Annotated in this window: 10 protein-coding genes; 4 read left to right on the top strand and 6 right to left on the bottom strand. The window is 67.7% G+C overall.

Annotation, left to right across the window (positions count from 1 at the left end):
• Positions 1–146 precede the first annotated feature (146 nt).
• Positions 147–1,739, top strand: coding sequence for an HNH endonuclease signature motif containing protein (locus MHN84_RS27765; protein WP_241207686.1), 1,593 nt, complete (start codon positions 147–149; stop codon positions 1,737–1,739).
• A 1-nt stretch (position 1,740) separates the two neighbouring features.
• Here MHN84_RS27765 and MHN84_RS27760 read toward each other — a convergent pair whose 3' ends face one another.
• The 4 genes from MHN84_RS27760 to MHN84_RS27745 are packed head-to-tail and all read right to left on the bottom strand — an operon-like array spanning position 1,741 to position 5,173.
• A complete protein-coding gene (locus MHN84_RS27760) occupies positions 1,741–2,133 on the bottom strand; it encodes a universal stress protein (protein ID WP_241207685.1) in 393 nt (130 codons plus the stop codon).
• The gene (locus MHN84_RS27755) at positions 2,130–3,671 is read right to left on the bottom strand and encodes a tripartite tricarboxylate transporter permease (protein WP_241207684.1); all 1,542 of its coding nucleotides are present in this window, start codon (positions 3,669–3,671) and stop codon (positions 2,130–2,132) included. The genes MHN84_RS27760 and MHN84_RS27755 overlap by 4 nt, the downstream gene beginning before the upstream one ends.
• Entirely contained in the window at positions 3,672–4,187 is a 516-nt protein-coding gene (locus tag MHN84_RS27750; protein WP_241207683.1) for a tripartite tricarboxylate transporter TctB family protein, read from the bottom strand.
• Positions 4,184–5,173: a tripartite tricarboxylate transporter substrate binding protein gene (locus tag MHN84_RS27745; protein WP_241207682.1), complete on the bottom strand. Its 990-nt coding sequence runs from the start codon at positions 5,171–5,173 to the stop codon at positions 4,184–4,186. The genes MHN84_RS27750 and MHN84_RS27745 overlap by 4 nt, the downstream gene beginning before the upstream one ends.
• Positions 5,174–5,322: 149 nt before the next feature.
• Between MHN84_RS27745 and MHN84_RS27740 the strand changes: the two genes are divergently transcribed.
• Both MHN84_RS27740 and MHN84_RS27735 read left to right on the top strand, forming a co-directional pair.
• Entirely contained in the window at positions 5,323–6,870 is a 1,548-nt protein-coding gene (locus MHN84_RS27740; protein ID WP_241207690.1) for an ATP-binding protein, read from the top strand.
• Positions 6,863–7,531: a response regulator gene (locus MHN84_RS27735; protein WP_241207681.1), complete on the top strand. Its 669-nt coding sequence runs from the start codon at positions 6,863–6,865 to the stop codon at positions 7,529–7,531. Before MHN84_RS27740 ends, MHN84_RS27735 begins: the two co-directional genes overlap by 8 nt.
• Before the next feature lie 3 nt (positions 7,532–7,534).
• On the opposite strand, the gene MHN84_RS27730 is transcribed toward MHN84_RS27735, so the two are convergent.
• Positions 7,535–13,771: a Calx-beta domain-containing protein gene (locus tag MHN84_RS27730; RefSeq protein ID WP_241207680.1), complete on the bottom strand. Its 6,237-nt coding sequence runs from the start codon at positions 13,769–13,771 to the stop codon at positions 7,535–7,537.
• A gap of 727 nt (positions 13,772–14,498) precedes the next feature.
• Here MHN84_RS27730 and MHN84_RS27725 point away from each other — a divergent pair.
• Entirely contained in the window at positions 14,499–15,230 is a 732-nt protein-coding gene (locus tag MHN84_RS27725; protein ID WP_241207689.1) for a type 1 glutamine amidotransferase, read from the top strand.
• On the opposite strand, the gene MHN84_RS27720 is transcribed toward MHN84_RS27725, so the two are convergent.
• Entirely contained in the window at positions 15,200–16,561 is a 1,362-nt protein-coding gene (locus MHN84_RS27720) for a TIGR01777 family oxidoreductase (RefSeq protein WP_241207679.1), read from the bottom strand. The two genes, MHN84_RS27725 and MHN84_RS27720, sit on opposite strands and share 31 nt — an antisense overlap.
• Positions 16,562–16,607: the final 46 nt, after the last annotated feature.

Below are 16,607 nucleotides of genomic sequence, written 5' to 3'. Positions count from 1 at the left end.
GCCAGAACCAAACGGGTCTTCTCCTCGGCGCTGACCTTCACCTTCCGCGATCTCGACATCTGACACTCCCTCTGGACGTGTCACCATCATTCTCCGGCGACCCTGCCAGAAAGTTTGAGTCAGTGGAACGACATAGGTTCGATAGTATGTTCGATCATTTCGTCAGCAGCGCCACCACACCGGGTGAGCGGCTGCGGGCGTACGCGCGGCTCGAGAACGCCGCCTGCGCAGCGCGATTGTCGGCGATGGCCGATCTGCTGGAGCGGGCCTACGCCGCGTCGGGGTCGGCCGAACGAGAGCAATGGCGTTGCGACAACTGGTCCGCTGTGTGTGCGCAGATCGGTGCGGCGCAGACACTGACCAGTGGGATGGTCAACGCGCTACTGACCAACGCGGTCATCCTGCGTGATCGGCTCCCCGAGGTCGCCGCGGTCTTCGCCGAGGGGCTGATCACCTACCTGCTGGTGCGCACCATCTGCCACCGGACCGCGCTGGTGCAGGACGCCGCTGCGCTGCGGGCGATCGACGCCGAGTTGGCCGAGCAGCTGCGGCACTGGGGTGCGAAGTCGCTGAGCCAGACCGAGGCCGACATCGACACGCTCGTGCTGCGCCACGACCCGTATGCGGTGCGCCGGTCGGAGGATGCGGCGCGCGCGACGGGAGTCACCGTGCACACCGATGACGCCTCTGGAGTCGCTCATGTGGATGCGACCGTCACCGCCACCGACGGCGCAGCATTCGACCGGCGCGCCGACCTATTGGCCCGCACTGTGTGCGATCGTGATCCGCGCACGCTCGATCAGCGCCGGGCGGCCGCGCTGGGCGCGATGGGGTTCGGCTGGGACCGGTTGCCGTGCCTGTGCGAGCAGCCAGACTGTGACGCCGCTGCCAAACCTGCGGTCGGCGGGGTCGTCATCCATGTCATCGCCCGTGAGGACGCCGTCGATGATGTAGGCGACCGTGCTACCGCCGCTGCGCCCGAGGCCGAGACGGATCCGCCACCGGGGAAGCCACGGACAGGCGACCTCACCGCGCAGCGACGCGCTCTGACGGGTCAATCGCCGCCACTACTGTCACAGCCGTTGCGCGACAACACCTTCATGCAACTCGTCGCCGATCTGAACGCAGACCCCGGCGAGTTCAGTCCGGCTTCGCCGGGGATCGTCATCGGGGGTCCGGTACTGCCCGCGGCCGTCGTCGCGCACCTCGCGATGAACGCCACGATCGCGACGTTGACACATCCGGGCAAGGCTCCACCGGAGCCCCGGTACCGACCCTCGAAAGCACTGGCCGACTTCGTGCGTGCTCGAGATCTGACGTGCCGCCACCCGGGTTGCATCCGACCGATCGATGACCTCGACCACCCTATCCCGTACCCCTGGGGTCCGACGTGCGCGTCGAACCTGGCCGGTTACTGCCGTCACCACCACCTGCTGAAGACCTTCTGGCCGGGCTGGGCGACCGTGCAGTATCCCGACGGGACGATCGTGGTCACCGACCCTGACGGCCAGAGCACGACGAGCTACCCGGGGAGCCGAATGCTGTTTCCCGAGCTGTCAGAGTCCACCGCACCGGTGAGCGGGCGCGGCACCCCACCGCCGAAATGCAGCACAGGGCTCACCATGCCGAAGCGGCGGATCACCCGTGCGGCGGCGCGTCGACAACGCGTCGACGCCGAGCGACAACGCAATGCGCCGTGGGCGGAACAGCATCTGCGCGAGTCGATTCCACCGTTCTGAGTCAGTCCTCGGCGGGTTTGACAGCCAGCACCGGCTTGGGGCATTCCAGAATCAACTTCTGCGCGACGCTGCCGAGCAACAGCTTGCCGACCGGACTGCGGTGGCGGATGCCCACGACCAGCAGCTGCGCGTCGTCGCGATCCATCGCCGACAAGAGCTCATCCGCGGCGTCGACACCCACCGGCTGCGTCAGTTCGAAGGCCACTCCGCACTCCTTCAACCGCGCTTCGACGTCATGCACTTGCGCTTCCCCGGCGAACCGCGAATCCACATAGGCTTCACCGGATGTCGCGTTGATGACGAACAGGTCGGTGTCGCGCAGCTTCGCCTCGGAGATGCCGTGCTCGAGCGCGGCCTGGCCGAACCGGTCCGCGGTGTACCCCACGACGATCACAGCTGACCCGCCTTTTCCTTCTGATCCTTGTCGTCCTCGACCACGAGCAGGGTCTCCTCGCTGCGGTGCATCAACCGCAGAACCAGCGGCGCCAGCAGCAACAACGCCATCAGGACATAGGTGACGATCGCGACCGGCTCGGTGAACAGGTTGCCCCAGTCACCGCCACCGAGCTGAAGGCTCTGCCGCAGTTGACGTTCGATGCGTGGCCCGAGAATGACGCCGATGATCAACGGGAGCACGGGAAGTCCGAAGCGCCGCATCATCAGACCCATCAACCCGAACACCAACAGCAGAATCAGGTCCAGCGGTTGCAGATTCACCGAGAACGCCCCGAGCGTGGCGAAGAACAGGATGCCGGCGTACAGGTACGGCCGCGGTGTGCGCAGCAGCTTGGCCCACAGCGGCGCCAGCGGCAGGTTCAGCACCAGAAGCAGGAAATTGCCGATGAACAGGCTTGCGATCAACGTCCAGATCAGCAGCGGCTCCTTCTCGAACAGCGTCGGCCCCGGCTGGATGCCGTAGGACACGAACGCGGTCAGGATCACCGCGGCGGTGGCATTGGTCGGCAGGCCGAGTGAGAGCATCGGCACCAATGTCCCTGCCGCCGAGGCGTTGTTGGCCGCTTCGGGTCCGGCGACGCCTTCGATGGCTCCCTTGCCGAACTCCTCGGGATGTTTGGAGAGCTTCTTCTCGGTGATGTAGCTCAGGAAGGTCGGCAGCTCGGCGCCACCGGCGGGCAACGCACCGAACGGGAACCCGAACGCGGCGCCGCGCAGCCACGGCTTCCACGAGCGTCCCCAGTCCTGCTTGCTCATCCAGGGCCGCCCGACCGGGATCACATCCGCCGGACGGCGGCGCAGATGCGCGGCCACCCACAATGCCTCCCCGATCGCGAACACGGCCACCGCGATCACGACGATGTCGATGCCGTCAGCGAGCAGCGGGATGCCGAACGTGGCGCGCGGCTGTCCGGTCAGCGAGTCGATGCCGACGATGCCGATCGCCAGGCCCAGCAGAAGCGAGATCAACCCGCGCATCTTCGACGAGCCGAGCACCGCGGTGACCGCGACCAGCGCGAACAGCATGATCGCCAGGTACGACGGCGCGCCGAGCGTGACGGCGAAGCGGGAGATGGTGGGCGCGAACGCGGCCAGCAGCGCGGTACCGATCGACCCCGCGACGAACGATCCGATCGCTGCCGTGGCGAGGGCTTGCGCCGCCCGCCCCGCTTTCGCCATCTTGTTGCCCTCGATCGCCGTGATCACCGACGACGACTCGCCCGGGGTGTTCAACAGGATCGAGGTGGTGGACCCGCCGTACATGCCGCCGTAGAAGATGCCGGCGAACATGATGAACGCCGCGCTGGGGCTGACGTTGTAGGTGATCGGCAGGAGCAGCGCCACGGTCATGGCGGGCCCGATGCCCGGAAGCACGCCGACGGCGGTGCCCAGCAGCACGCCGATCACGGCGTACAGCAGGTTCATCGGAGTGGCGGCCTCGGCGAAGCCCTGGAGCAGCCAGTCGAAGTTTCCCATTTACAGAATCCCATCCAGAACGCCTGCGGGCAGCGGGATCCCGAGCCCGGAGTAAAACCCGTAGAACGTGCCGACGGCCAGCACGGCACCGATCACGACGTTGCGCACGTAATGCTTGCTGCCGAGCACGGTGGCGCACCCGGCGAAGAACAGCGCACCGGCGATCGCCCAGCCCAGCGGCTCCACCAGCACGATCAGCAGGATGAAGAGCCCGACCAGCAGGCCGACGGTGCGCCAGTCACTGGGCATGTCGGGATCGATGTCCTCACCTGCGTCGGCCTCGCCGCGGGAGCCGCGGGGAATCGCGACGGCCAGCACCACCGCCATCACCAGCAACCCGATGCCGATGGCGATCGGGAACAGCCGGGGCCCCACGGGATCCACCTCGGCGTAACCGCCGGGCATCGTCACCCCGTCGAAGACCAGGAAGGCTCCGACGATCACCATCACCGCGCAGACGACGTACTGCGCGTAGTCCGGACGAGCCGGCGCCGAGGTGTCCTGTTTCTCGCTCATACCAGCCCCAGATCCGTCAGCGTGGTCTCCACCCGGCGATCCTGCTCTTCGAGAAAGTCCTCGAACGGCGCTCCGGTCATGAAGGCATCCGTCCACCCGTTCTTCACCAGCGCTTCCTTCCAGGCATCGGTCGCGTGCATTTCCTCCAGCACCTTGATCAGTGCGTCGCGGTCCTCATCCGAAATCCCCGGCGGCGCAAGCACTCCGCGCCAGTTGGTGAACGTCAGGTCGATTCCCGCCTCCTGCAGGGTGGGTGCGTCGACACCGTCGACCCGCTCATCGCCCGAGACCGCGAGCACCCGCACCTGACCGGATTCGATCTGGTCGACGTACTCACCGAGGCCCGAGGTGCCCGCGGCGATCTTGTTGCCGAGCAATGCCGTCAGCAGGTCGCCACCGCCGTCGTAGGACACGTAGTTGACCTTGGTCGGGTCCACACCCGCCGCCTTGGCGGTCTCCATCGGGAACAGGTGATCGGGACCGCCCGGATTCGAGCCACCGCCGACGGTGATCTTGGCCGGGTCCGCCTTCCACGCCGCGATGAAGTCGGCCAGCGTCTTGAACGGCGACGAGGCCGGCACCAGGATGCCCTCCTGCTCCTCCACCATCTTCGCCAGCGCGGTGGCGCTGGAGGCACGGGCCTTCGAACCGTTGGTGAACGTCGCCCCCACCACGCCCAGACCCATCATCATCATCAGGTCGCCGTTGCCTTTTTCGTTGATCAGACGAGCCATCGCGACGGTGCCGCCGGCGCCGATCACGTTGAAGACCTCGACGCGGCCGGTGATCTTCTCGTCTTCCATGATCTTGACCGCTGTGCGGGCGGTCAGGTCGTAACCGCCACCCGGGCTGTTCGGCACCATCATGCGTAACCGGTGCAGCCCGGTGTCCTCGCCACGAGTCACACCGCACGCCGTGAACAGCAGCGCGGCGATCACAGCGAGGACGATGCCGGCGACCGGCGTACGCCGGCCCGATGCGAACATGTCGTCCTCCGTCAGTCGATTGTGATGCTCAGCAATACTGGACCCCGGCAGTGATTCAGGTCACGCATAAGAACGCAAAGGAAATTCTGGTCATTAAGAACATCCCGCTCGCCCGCAGCCTCGCCGCGCAGTTCCTGGCGTTTCAGCTGATGGTGGTCGCGGTCGTGCTGATCGCGGTGGGGGCGGTCTCGGTGGCGCAGTCGACCAGCGAGTTCCGGGAGGCACGGGGGACGCGGATGATCGCGGTGGCCGAGAACATGGCCTCCACCCCGATCGTGCGGGAACGCATCGAACGCGCACCCGCCGATCCCTTCGCCGGCCGCATCCTGGCCCCGGAGGTCGACCGGGCGGTCGCGCTGTCGGGCGCGACCCTCGCCGAGATCCTCGGCCCGGACGGAACGGTGTGGGTGTCCTCGGATCCGTCGCGCGTCGGCGCCCGGGTGGACCTCGGGCCCAGCCGCGCCGACGAGGGGCGGGCCTGGTATGGCGATGCGGACGTCGACGGCACGCACAGCCTCATCGGCCAGGTGCCGATCCTGTCCGCCGACGGGGACGTGCTCGCCATCGCATCGGTCAGCGAGGGCTATCCGTCGGTGTGGGACCTGCTCTCGGGCGCAGGCGAGCGGCTGCTGATCTACCTGGGCCTCGGGGCTGCGCTCGGCCTCATCGCCTCCTACCTGCTGTCCCGCCGGATCAAGAGGCACACCCGAGGTCTGGAGGTGGCGGAGATCGCCAGCCTCGCCGATCACCGAGAAGCGTTGCTGCACAGCATTCGAGAAGGCGTGATCGCGGTCAACACCGACGGGGAGATCACCGTGCTCAACGACAGCGCACAGGAGTTGCTCGGAGTCGGGGCCGACGCGGTCGGCAAGCGAGTCGATCGGGTGGGGATCGACGCCGCGGTGGTGGCGCTGCTGATCCCGGGCGAGTCGGCCGAGGACACGGTGATCGCAACCAGGACACGGTTGCTCGCACTGAGCCGTCGTGCCGCCACCAGCGGCGGCGAACGCATCGGTACGGTGACCACGATGCGCGACAGCACCGAACTCGCTGCGCTGCAGGGCCAGTTGTCGTCGCACAAGAGCGTCACCGACACCCTGCGGGCGCAGACACACGAATTCGCCAACCAGCTGCACACCATCTCGGGCCTGGTGCAGCTCGGCGAGTACGACGCCGTGCGCGACCTGGTCGGCACGTTGACGCGGCGCCGCGCAGAAATCAGTGACGCCGTGACACAACGCATCTCGGACCCGGCGGTGGCCGCACTGTTGATCGCCAAGACCTCGCTGGCTGCGGAGAGCGGCGTCGCGCTCGAGCTGACACCCGAGTCGCACCTGGCGCCGTTGGAGCCCGCGCTGGCCACCGACGTGATCACCCTGCTGGGCAACCTGATCGACAACGCCGTCGACGTATCGGGCGGAGCGCCGCGACCCGTGGTGACGGTGGAGATCGACGACAGCGACGGACTGGAGATCATCGTGGCGGACACCGGACCCGGAGTGCCCGAACACCTTCGGGAGGCGATCTTCGCGCGCGGAGTGACGTCGAAACCGGACGTACCGGGCGGGCGTGGTATCGGGCTGGCTCTGGTGCGACTGGTCACCGCCGCGCACGGGGGCACCGTCGGTGTCCGCAACGTCGCCGACGGCGGCGCCGAGTTCACCGTGCGGCTGCAGGCGGTGCGCACCGATGCGTGACGTGCTCGTCGTCGACGACGACTTCATGGTCGCCGAGATCCATCGCCGATTCGTGGACCGGGTGGACGGATTCCGCGTCGTCGGGGTGGCGCGAACGGGCGGCGAGGCACTGCGCGCAGCGCGCGAGCTCCGCCCCGACCTGATCCTGCTCGACGTCTACCTGCCGGACATGACCGGGCTCGACGTCCTACAGCGGTTGCGCGCCGACGGCGACAGGGTCGGGGTCATCATGATCACCGCGGCGCGTGAACTCGACACTGTCAGCGGCGCGCTGGACGGTGGCGCGGCCGACTACATGATCAAGCCCTTCGAATTCGACCAGTTGCAGACCAAGCTGGTGGCCTTCGCGGCACGGGCCGACGCGCTGGAGTCCGCAAGCGGTGTGGACCAGTCGCTGATCGACTCGCTGTTCGGCGGCCCGACGGTGACACCCGCCGCCAAGGTGCTGCCGAAGGGACTCGGCGCCGAGACCGGGGAGCTGGTGTTGGCCGCGGTGCGCGATGCCGGCGAGGTGTCGGCCGCCGAATGCGCTGAGCTGGTGGGCATCTCACGCGTCAGCGCACGACGCTACCTCGAGCACTACCTGAGTACCGGCACGGTCGAACTGCGTCTGCAGTACGGCGTGGGGCGCCCGGAGCGACGGTACCGGCTGGTGCGGTAGAGCTCACAGCACCGCGCGGTCGGTCACGACGCCGACCCCGACGCCATCGCCGATCGAGGCACCGGTCGGGCTCGACAACATCACCACGAAGTTCTCCGTGCCTTCGAGGAGGGTATCGCCGAACACCACGACGGTCACCGTCTTGGTGGTCTCCCCCGGCTGAAAGGTCACCAGGCCTGTGGCGGCGCCGTAGTCGTCGCCGGCCCGGGCCGTTCCATCCGCGGTGGCGTAGCGCACCGTCACCGGCTGCGTCGACGGCGCGGTGAGCGACACCGTGAAACGGGCGAGCACCCCGGCGCTGCCCTCGTCGAAGTCGAACTGAATGGCCGACAGATAGGCCATTTTGGCGTCGTTGACCGTCTTCCAGTCGTCGGCCAGCACGCCGCCGGTGTCGGTGGAATTCGGGTTCCAGGACCAGAAGGTCCACGACATGTCCTGCGTTCCTGCCGGGATGTCGATCGTGCCGTCGTTGTCGAAATCGCCCGACAGATAGGACGTGATCGCCTCGTACCAGATGACGTCCTTCGGATCGGTGAGCCGAGTGCCGAACTCGCCGAGGTACACCGGGGCGATGTTCTGCTCGTAGAGATAGCCCCACATCTGGTCGAACTTGTCCGGCAGTGCCGCACCGAAGTTCGGCGCCGCGAACCACGGCTGGTTGTACACCGAGTTGGGGTAGTCGTGCGGCGAGTACACCACCCGGTCGGCCACGTTCAGCACGATCGGACGGTCCTTGGCGCCCATCAGGTTGCCACCCCACCAATAGGATTGGCCCTGATAGGTGGCCACGCCCTCGACGAAGATCAGCCAGCCGGGGTTCAGGGCCACGATCGCGTTGCCCGCTCGCTCGGCAGCGGCGGCCCAGTCGGTGGCGCCGCCGCCTCCCCACGTGCCGTTGTACGGCTCATTGTGCAGATCGGCGCCGATCACCGTCGGGTCGCCCGCGTAGCGCTGGGCCAGCATCTGCCAGTCGGCGATCCAGGACGCCTCGGAGTACCGGCTGTTGTACCAGAGCCCGTTCTCACTGGTGCCCGCGCCGGCGGTGCTGCGATGGTGGTCGAGGATCACCCGCATCCCGATGTCCCCGGCATAGGCGATGATCTTGTCCATCACCTGCAGCGATGTCAGTCCCGCGAGATCGGGGTTCTTGGCGAGGTCGATACCCGTCGGGGCCGCGCTGCTGTGCAGCATCGCGCTGGAGTACGGCAACCGGATGGTGTTGAAGCCCAGATCTGCCATCTGGTCCATCATGTCCTTGTAGTTGCGCGTCCACAGGCCGTGCGGCGCCCGGATGTCGCTCTCGAATCCGAACCAATTGACCCCGGCGATCTGCACCGGTGTGCCCGCCGCATCGACGATCTGGTTGCCGGAGGTCGAGAAGTATCCGGCGCCCACGCCACTTCCGGGGGCGCCCTCGGTGACCGCGGCGTCGGAGATGCTCAGCGACACCGACGGCGGCGCGGCGACATCGTCGTTGGTGATGGTCCCGACCGCGGTGCCGTCGGCCATCGTGGCACCACCCGGGTTGGACAGGGTGAGCGTGAAGGTCTCGTTCGGTTCGACGGCCGTGTCGCCGAGGATGGACACCTGGATCTGTTGGGTGAGCACGCCGGGGGCGAAGGTCACCGTTCCCGATGACGCCGTGTAATCAGTGCCTGCGGTCGCGGTACCGTTCGACGTGGAATAGCCGACGGTGACCGGACCGGACGATGCCTTCGACAGGGTCACCACGAACGTCATCGACGTTGTGCCGCTGTTCGTTTCGGTCACGGCCGCGTCGGCCACCGAGAGGGCCGGTGTCTGCGCGGCGGCCTGCCCGTTGACGACGAGGTTGGTCACGGTCGCCGCGGCCCCGCCCGGGGAGGCTTGGAAGCCGAAGCTGACCGTCTTGCCCGCTGCGACGGTCGGATTCCACGTCGCGTTGCGAACCACGTAGTGATCGCCCGAGTGGCTGACGATCTCGGCGTTCCAGATGTTGCTGATCTGCGCCGGGGTGTCGAACTCGACCGTCCAGCCCGCCAGGCCGGACGGGCCCGCGGTCACCGTGACGGCCCCGGTGAACCCCGACCCCCAGTCGTCGGTGACGGCGAAGGACGCCGAGGAGTTGCCCGAACCCGGTGTGGCGACATCGTCATTGGTGATGGTGCCGATCGCCGAGCCGTCGGCGATCGTGGCTCCGGTGGGGCTCGACAAGGTGAGCGTGAACGTCTCGTTCTGTTCGACCGTGGTGTCGCCGATGACGGGGACGCTGACCTGCTGACTGGTCACCCCCGCGGCGAAGGTCAGGGTTCCGGAGCGCGCAGTGAAATCCGTTCCTGCGGTGGCGGTTCCACCGGACGTCGTGTAGGCGACGGTGACCGGTGTGGTCGAGGGCTTGTCGAGGGTGACCGTGAAGACGAGATTGTTGGTGCCGCTGTTGGACTCGACGACAGCCGCGTCGGCGACCGACAGCTTGGGCGGCACCGCGGTCGGATTCTGACCGATGGGGGTGCCGTTGACGACGAAGTTCGTCGCGGTGGCCGAGCCGCTGCCCGGCGAGGCCTGGAAACCGAATTCCACGGTCTGGCCCGCCGTGACCTTGGCGTTGTAGGCGGCGTTGCGCACCACATAGTGGTTGCCCACCCGGCTGACGATCTCCGCGTTCCAGATGTTGCCGATCCGCGCCGGTGAGTCGAATTCGACTGTCCAACCTGCGAATCCGGCGGAGCCGGCGGTCACCGACACCGTGGCGGTGAAACCGGAGCCCCAATCGTCGTTGACCGTGTACGTCACCGAGGTGTTGCCGCTGGGCGTTCCGGTGGTGGGGTCATCATCGGTGATCGTGCCGATCGCGGTACCGTCGGCGATCGTGGCCCCGGCCGGGTCAGACAATGTCACCGTGAAGGTCTCGGCCGATTCGGCGACGGCGTCGCCGACGATGTCCACGTGCATGGTGCGGGACGTCACGCCTGGCGCGAACTCGACCACGCCCGTCGTGCCGATGTAGTCGGCACCGGCGATCGCGGTGCCGTTCGAGGTCGCGTACCGCACCGTCACCGGCTGGGTGGACGGCTTGTCCAGCGTGACCACGAACAGGAAGTGCGAGTGGTCGCCGTTGCCTTCGGTCACTGTCATGTCGGCGATCGAGATCGCCGGCGGTGGACCGGAGATCGAGTTGACCGTCCCGAAGTCGTCGAACACTGCGCTGAAGCCACCGGCCGGCGTGTTCGTGCCCGAGGCGTTCGTCGTCGCTTGTCCGAGACTGCCGGGGTAGTCACGGTTGAGCGACCACATGGACAGCATGCCGAGGCCATTGACACGGGCGAAGTTCTCCAACGTCTGCGCGTCGGCGACGGTGAACACCTCGGTCAGCACATCGTTGACACCGATCATCGGCGTGACACCCAGCTGGTTCCAGCCGAAGCTCTGCCCGTAGGTCGAGAACAACGCGGTCAACTGCGCGTGGGTGGACTGCGCGGCCGCAACGGCCCACGCCCCCATCGTCTTTGCGTTCGGCCCGCTGGTGGGCGCGGCCGACTCACCGTAGTCCATTGCCATGATGTTCACGCCGTCGAGCTTGACCCCCGCGGCGAGAGCGGTCCGCACGACGTTCACGCCGTCGGCGGTCAGTCCGGCGGGCAAGACCGGAAGGGTGTACCAGATCTCGAGATCCGGCATGCGTTGCTGCAGCAGCTTCAGCGCCTGGGCGTTGAGCAGGATCGACGCGGGATCGGCCACTGCCGCGCCCTCGATGTCGAAGTCGATGCGGTTGAGGCGATAGGTGGTGACGATGCCGGCGTACGCGTCGGCCAGCGCCGCAGCGCTCAGTCCGCGGGCGGCGTACCACTGCGCCAGGCTCGTACCGGACGCCCCGCCGAGCGAGATCATCACGTCGCCGCCGACAGCCTGCAGCGCCGCGATCGACTGGTTGATCGCGGTGGCCTGCTCGAGCGTCGAATCGGGGGTCAGCGCCGACAGGCCGGCCCAGCCCGGCTTGCCGTCCGGCGTCGCCTGCAGGAAGCCCAATGTGAACAGTGAGACGCCGCGCTGCTGGGCCAGCGCCACCAGGTTGGGTACCGGCCAGGCGCCCATGTCGACGTAGGCCGCGAAAAACGCCTCGCCCCACAGGGCGTCGCCGGGGTTGCCGGAATTGAGGCCGCCGGTTCCGGGCGTGACGCCCGCGTCGTCGTCGGTGATCGTGCCGACCGCCGTGCCGTCACCGATCGTCGCGCCGACGGGGTTCGACAACGTCACGGTGAACGTCTCGGTGGACTCGTGGACGCTGTCGCCCACGATGTCGACGTGCACCATCTGCGTGGTCACGCCCGGTGCGAATGTCGCAGTCCCCGCTGCCGCGGTGAAATCGCTTCCGGCAGTGGCGGTGCCGTTCACGGTGGTGTAGTGCACCGTCACCGTGTCGGTCGAGGCCTTGTCCAGGGTCACCACGAACATGAAGTGGCTGTGCTCGCCGTTGCCTTCGGCGACGGTCAGGTCCGCGATCGAGACCGCGGGCGGCGTCGCAGGCGCCTGGTCGAGGTCGTCGTTCACGATGGTGCCGATTCCGGTGCCGTCGGCGATCGTGGCGTTGACCGGGGCCGAGAGGATCACCGTGAACTGCTCGTCGAGTTCGACGAGCGTGTCGCCGTTGACGCTGACCAGCACCGTCTTCGACGTTTCACCCGGCGCGAAGACGAGGGTGCCGACCGCGGGGACGTAGTCGTTGCCCGCGGCGGTCGCGGTGCCGTTACTCGTGGTGTAGCCGACCGACACCGTATCGGTCGAGGCTTTCGAGAGTGAGACGGTGAACGCCAGGGCGCTGGCGCCTGCCTGCCCTTCAGCGGCGGCGGCGTCGCTGACCGACAGTGCCGGCCGCGGGGCCGTGGGTGCCGCTTGATAGATCAGGTTCTGCCACTTGGCCAGAGCGCCGCTGTCGAGGGCGATGATGTTGCTCGGCGTAAGGTCGCCGAGGGCGACACCGGCCAGCGTGTAGCTCTGGTTGTTGGCGGTGATCGCGATCCGCGTGGCTCCGTTGACCTGTGACACGTCGAACTCGGGAGCCTTGAACCAGCCGAAGTCCAGCCGGTCCACGGCGGGGTCGAACTCGAGCACGGTGTGTGCACCGTAGTTCCACGCGATCTTCGTGGTGGCCCCGGTCTGCCCGGCTGGCGGCTGGCCGTTGCCGGCGGCCGTGGGCCACACCGTGGTTCCCGCCACGGGGACGCCCTGCGGCCGGATCTGGGCATCCGGAACCGCACCGATGCCGAGCTGCAGGTGCAGGCGGTCCTCGCGGACCTGGGCGCTGTGGAAGACGAAGTTGCGCGCCGTGAGCTGACTCGTGCTGACGCCTTGCAAAATCAGCGCCTGTCCAGTGCCGGCATTCGAGATGACCACCCCGTCAGGGGTGTCGCGCATGTACACCTGCTCACGCGTGCCGTAGTAGCGGAAATCGACGACGTCGGTGGCGGGATCGAACGTGACGCGGTCGATCTGACCGACCTCGTGGGAGCGCGCGTACACGGTGTGCGGCTGCGCCACCACGCCGTGCTCCCACGCCAACGCACCCGAGAGATCCTGTCGCAGATGGTCGTTGACGATCGGGGCGAAGCTGTCGACGGTGAGCTGGCCTAGCGAGACGCCCCGGATGACGGCGGTCTCCCCGGACCACGGGTTGCGGAAGCCGACTCCGTCGGGGGTGTCGACGACGATGAAGTTGTGCACGGAGACGTCGCCGAGGTCGAGTTTGTCCCTGGCGGGGTCGAATCCGACGATGTCCGGCCCTGCCGTCGTGACGGGATGCACCGAACCGGTGGCGCTCGCCGTCGCGGCCACGGTGGCCGCCCCTGCGTCGGCACCGTTGAGCCTCACCGTCACCGGCACCCGGGTACCGCGTGCGGAAAGCCCGGCGTCGGCGCGCCGGACCCTGACCACGAACGAGTCACGCCCGCCGATGCCGCTCAGGCGCGACCCGGCGATGTAAGTGAAGTGTCCGGTGTCGTCGACCGCCACCTCACCGCGGCGCGGTTGGCGAATCACTCTGTACGACAGTCTTTCTGCATCAGGATCGACGGCATTCAACGCGCCGGTGACGATGCCCGGTTCGAGCGGCTCGGACATGGTGGGGACCGCGGTGGGCCGGTGACCGACGGACCTCTTACCGGTCTCACGCCGCAGCGTCCCGAGAACCGCGGTGACGCCCTCGAACGACGGCAGCGGCGCCGGGTCGTCATCTGGCGCGGAGGGCCCGATGACGCGGACCGACATCGATTGATCCTCACGGTCGAGTCGACTCCGCCGAGTCGGGCGGCTGTGCTTGGAAGTCCGCGGCTTCTCGTCGGCCCCGAACCGCTTCTGCCTTGTGACCTGTGACCGCACGGACGGGCCGGCGTCCGCCGTGGCGCCCGCAGCGGGGCCCTCGTCGGCGGGATCGGCTGCCGCGATGGCGGGCACCGCCATCCCGATGCCCAGCGCTACAGCTAACCCACCGACTCGGCCAACATATCGTGCGTAACCCATCAGCAACTCACCTCGACGTCGTAGAGAGAATTTCGCACGAGCGCTGGCACGAAATCCACCGAACCGCAAAACAAAATTAACGAGTGTGAAAAGCACTACAACACGCACATCGACGCCGCGTCAAGATCGTTCGGTGAACTCGCCGATGTCGGATGTATCGAAATCCTAAGCAAATCTGACAATAGCGGCCTGTGTGCTGAATACACAGTTCACGGCCCGGGGGTCGACGACGTCGCAAACTCCGATGCCAATCGGACAGACAGCATGGCAGCGCGGGGCTCCGTCGTCGCTCTGCCACCCAGGCATCCCGCGGACCGACGAGCAGAAGCTGGACAGCGCAATGTCAAAACTGTGTACACCGCTGGCTGTGACATTACAACCAGCAAATTACATTTCCTTGACTCGCTGTAGAGCAGCTAACTTTTGGACTCAGACGAGCCCCGTGGATGCTCGACCTGCGCCGCGGTCGGAGATAATGGCCGGCGTGGCACCCACGGTTCTGTTCCTGCGTAACGAGCACATGGCCACCGAGGCACTGCTCGGTGAGGCGTTCGCCGAGGCGGGATTCGATGTCGAGCACTTCCAGGTGGTCCCACCCGAGCAGGTGGACTCCCCCGCCGTCGACGTCACGTTCCCCGACCCGACCCACTACGACGTGATCGTGCCGCTCGGCGCGCGGTGGCCGGTCTACGATCCGGCACTGCGCGACACCTGGGTCGGCGCGGAGATGGCGCTGCTGCGGAATGCCGCCGACGCCGGTGTCGCGCTGTTGGGCGTGTGCTTCGGCGGTCAATTGCTGGCCCAGACATTCGGCGGCACGGTGGCGCGTTCGCCGCGCCCGGAGATCGGTTGGTACGACGTCCTCAGCGACCGCTCCGACATCGTGCCCGGCGGGCAATGGTTCCAGTGGCATTTCGACCGATGGACGCTGCCCCCCGGCGCGACCGAACTCGCCAGGACCCCTAACGCTTCGCAGGCGTTCCTCCTCGACCGCGCCCTCGGTCTACAGTTCCATCCCGAGATCGACACCGAGCTGCTGCGGGCGTGGCTGGCCGACGACCGCGACGGCGACGTCGCGGCGGCAGGCCTCGATCACGAACAATTGCTCACTCGCACAGCCGATCTCGCCGCTGACGTCGCACCACGAATCCGGGCGTTGGTGTCCGGCTTCGTCACTCACGTGGTGGGAAGCTCGCGCCCCAGCTGATGGACCAACACCTCGGCGACGCGGCTGTGCCGGAACGGATGCCCGGCAGCCAGGAGTTTCGCCGGCAACACGCGCTGGCTCGCCTCGGCGAGTTCACGGGCGCCCTGCGCGCCCAGCAGCACCCGGGGACCCAGGCTCGGAACCGGCAGTAACGCCGGCCGATGCAGCACGCGCGCAAGCTCTTTGGTGTACTCCGTGTTGCGCACCGGCTCGGGTGCCACCGCGTTGACCGGGCCGTGCAGCTCCGTATCGTAGAGCGCACGGTGGTAGACGTCGACGAGATCGTCCAAGCCGATCCAGGACAGCCACTGCGTGCCGTCGCCGACCCGCCCGCCCAGGCCCGCCGCGAACAGCGGACGCAGAAGCTTCAGCGTGCCACCCGCCGCGGCCTGTACGATCCCGGTGCGTACGAGGACAACCCGCAACCCCGCGTCCGCGGCGGGCACAGTCGCGGCCTCCCAGTCGGTGACCACCTCGGCCAGGAAACCGTCGCCGCGAGAACCATCCTCGGTCAACGTGACATCGCCCCGGTCGTAGCCGTAGTAGCCGATCGCCGACGCGCAGATGAACGCCGACGGACCGTCCTCCGTCGCGGCGGCCACCGCCGCGAGCCGACGGGTCGGCTCGATTCGGCTGTCGCGGATGGCTTTTCGGTGCGCATCGGTGAAGCGACCGGCGATCGATTCGCCGGCGAGGTGGATGACGGCGTCGACGCCGCGCAGCAGATCCGCGGCGGGGGCGGCCGGGTCCCAGTGGCGCTCGTCGGCGCTCTCGGCAGGTCGCCGCACGAGTCGGATCACCCGGTGCTTGCCGGTGGTCAGGAACGCGCACAGCGCGGCGCCGACCAGTCCGGAAGAACCGGTGACGGCAACGGTGAGGCGCTGGGTGCCCGCCAGTTCGGCGCGCTGATGCGCCGCCAGATCGCCGATGAGCTGCCGGTGCCGGTAGGCGAACATCGGTCGCAGCAACGCTGCCGGCACCGCCGCCTCGACCCGGTCGTGGATGCGGGTGCCGGGATCGGCGTCGTCGAACGTATGGGTGTGCCGCCAGCGCCCGGCCAGACGGGGCGGCCAGGACGTCGGACCGTCCGACGACAACTCGTCGACGAAACGGTGGCCCTCGACGTAGGCGTCGGGCTGGTGGCGCGCAACCCAGCGCAGCCCGCCCGGCAGACCGAGCACCGCCACCCCGTCGGCCAGCGACTGCGCCTCGGACACCACGGTCATCGGTTGCCACGGGGGCACCAGCCGCCGCATGGCGCCCGGTCGCGTATGCCACTCCCACACGTCACGCAGCGGGTGCTCCACCACGCTGTCGTAGTCGATGCCCATGACCCTCCCTGCCTCGTCGTCGATCAGTCATTCGTCACCGTCGCGG

Origin of the sequence: Mycobacterium sp. PSTR-4-N (assembly GCF_022348085.1) — a bacterium.
GTDB lineage: Bacteria > Actinomycetota > Actinomycetes > Mycobacteriales > Mycobacteriaceae > Mycobacterium.
The sequence above is the reverse complement of the archived record's forward strand: the minus strand, read 5'-3'. Positions and strand labels throughout refer to the sequence as shown.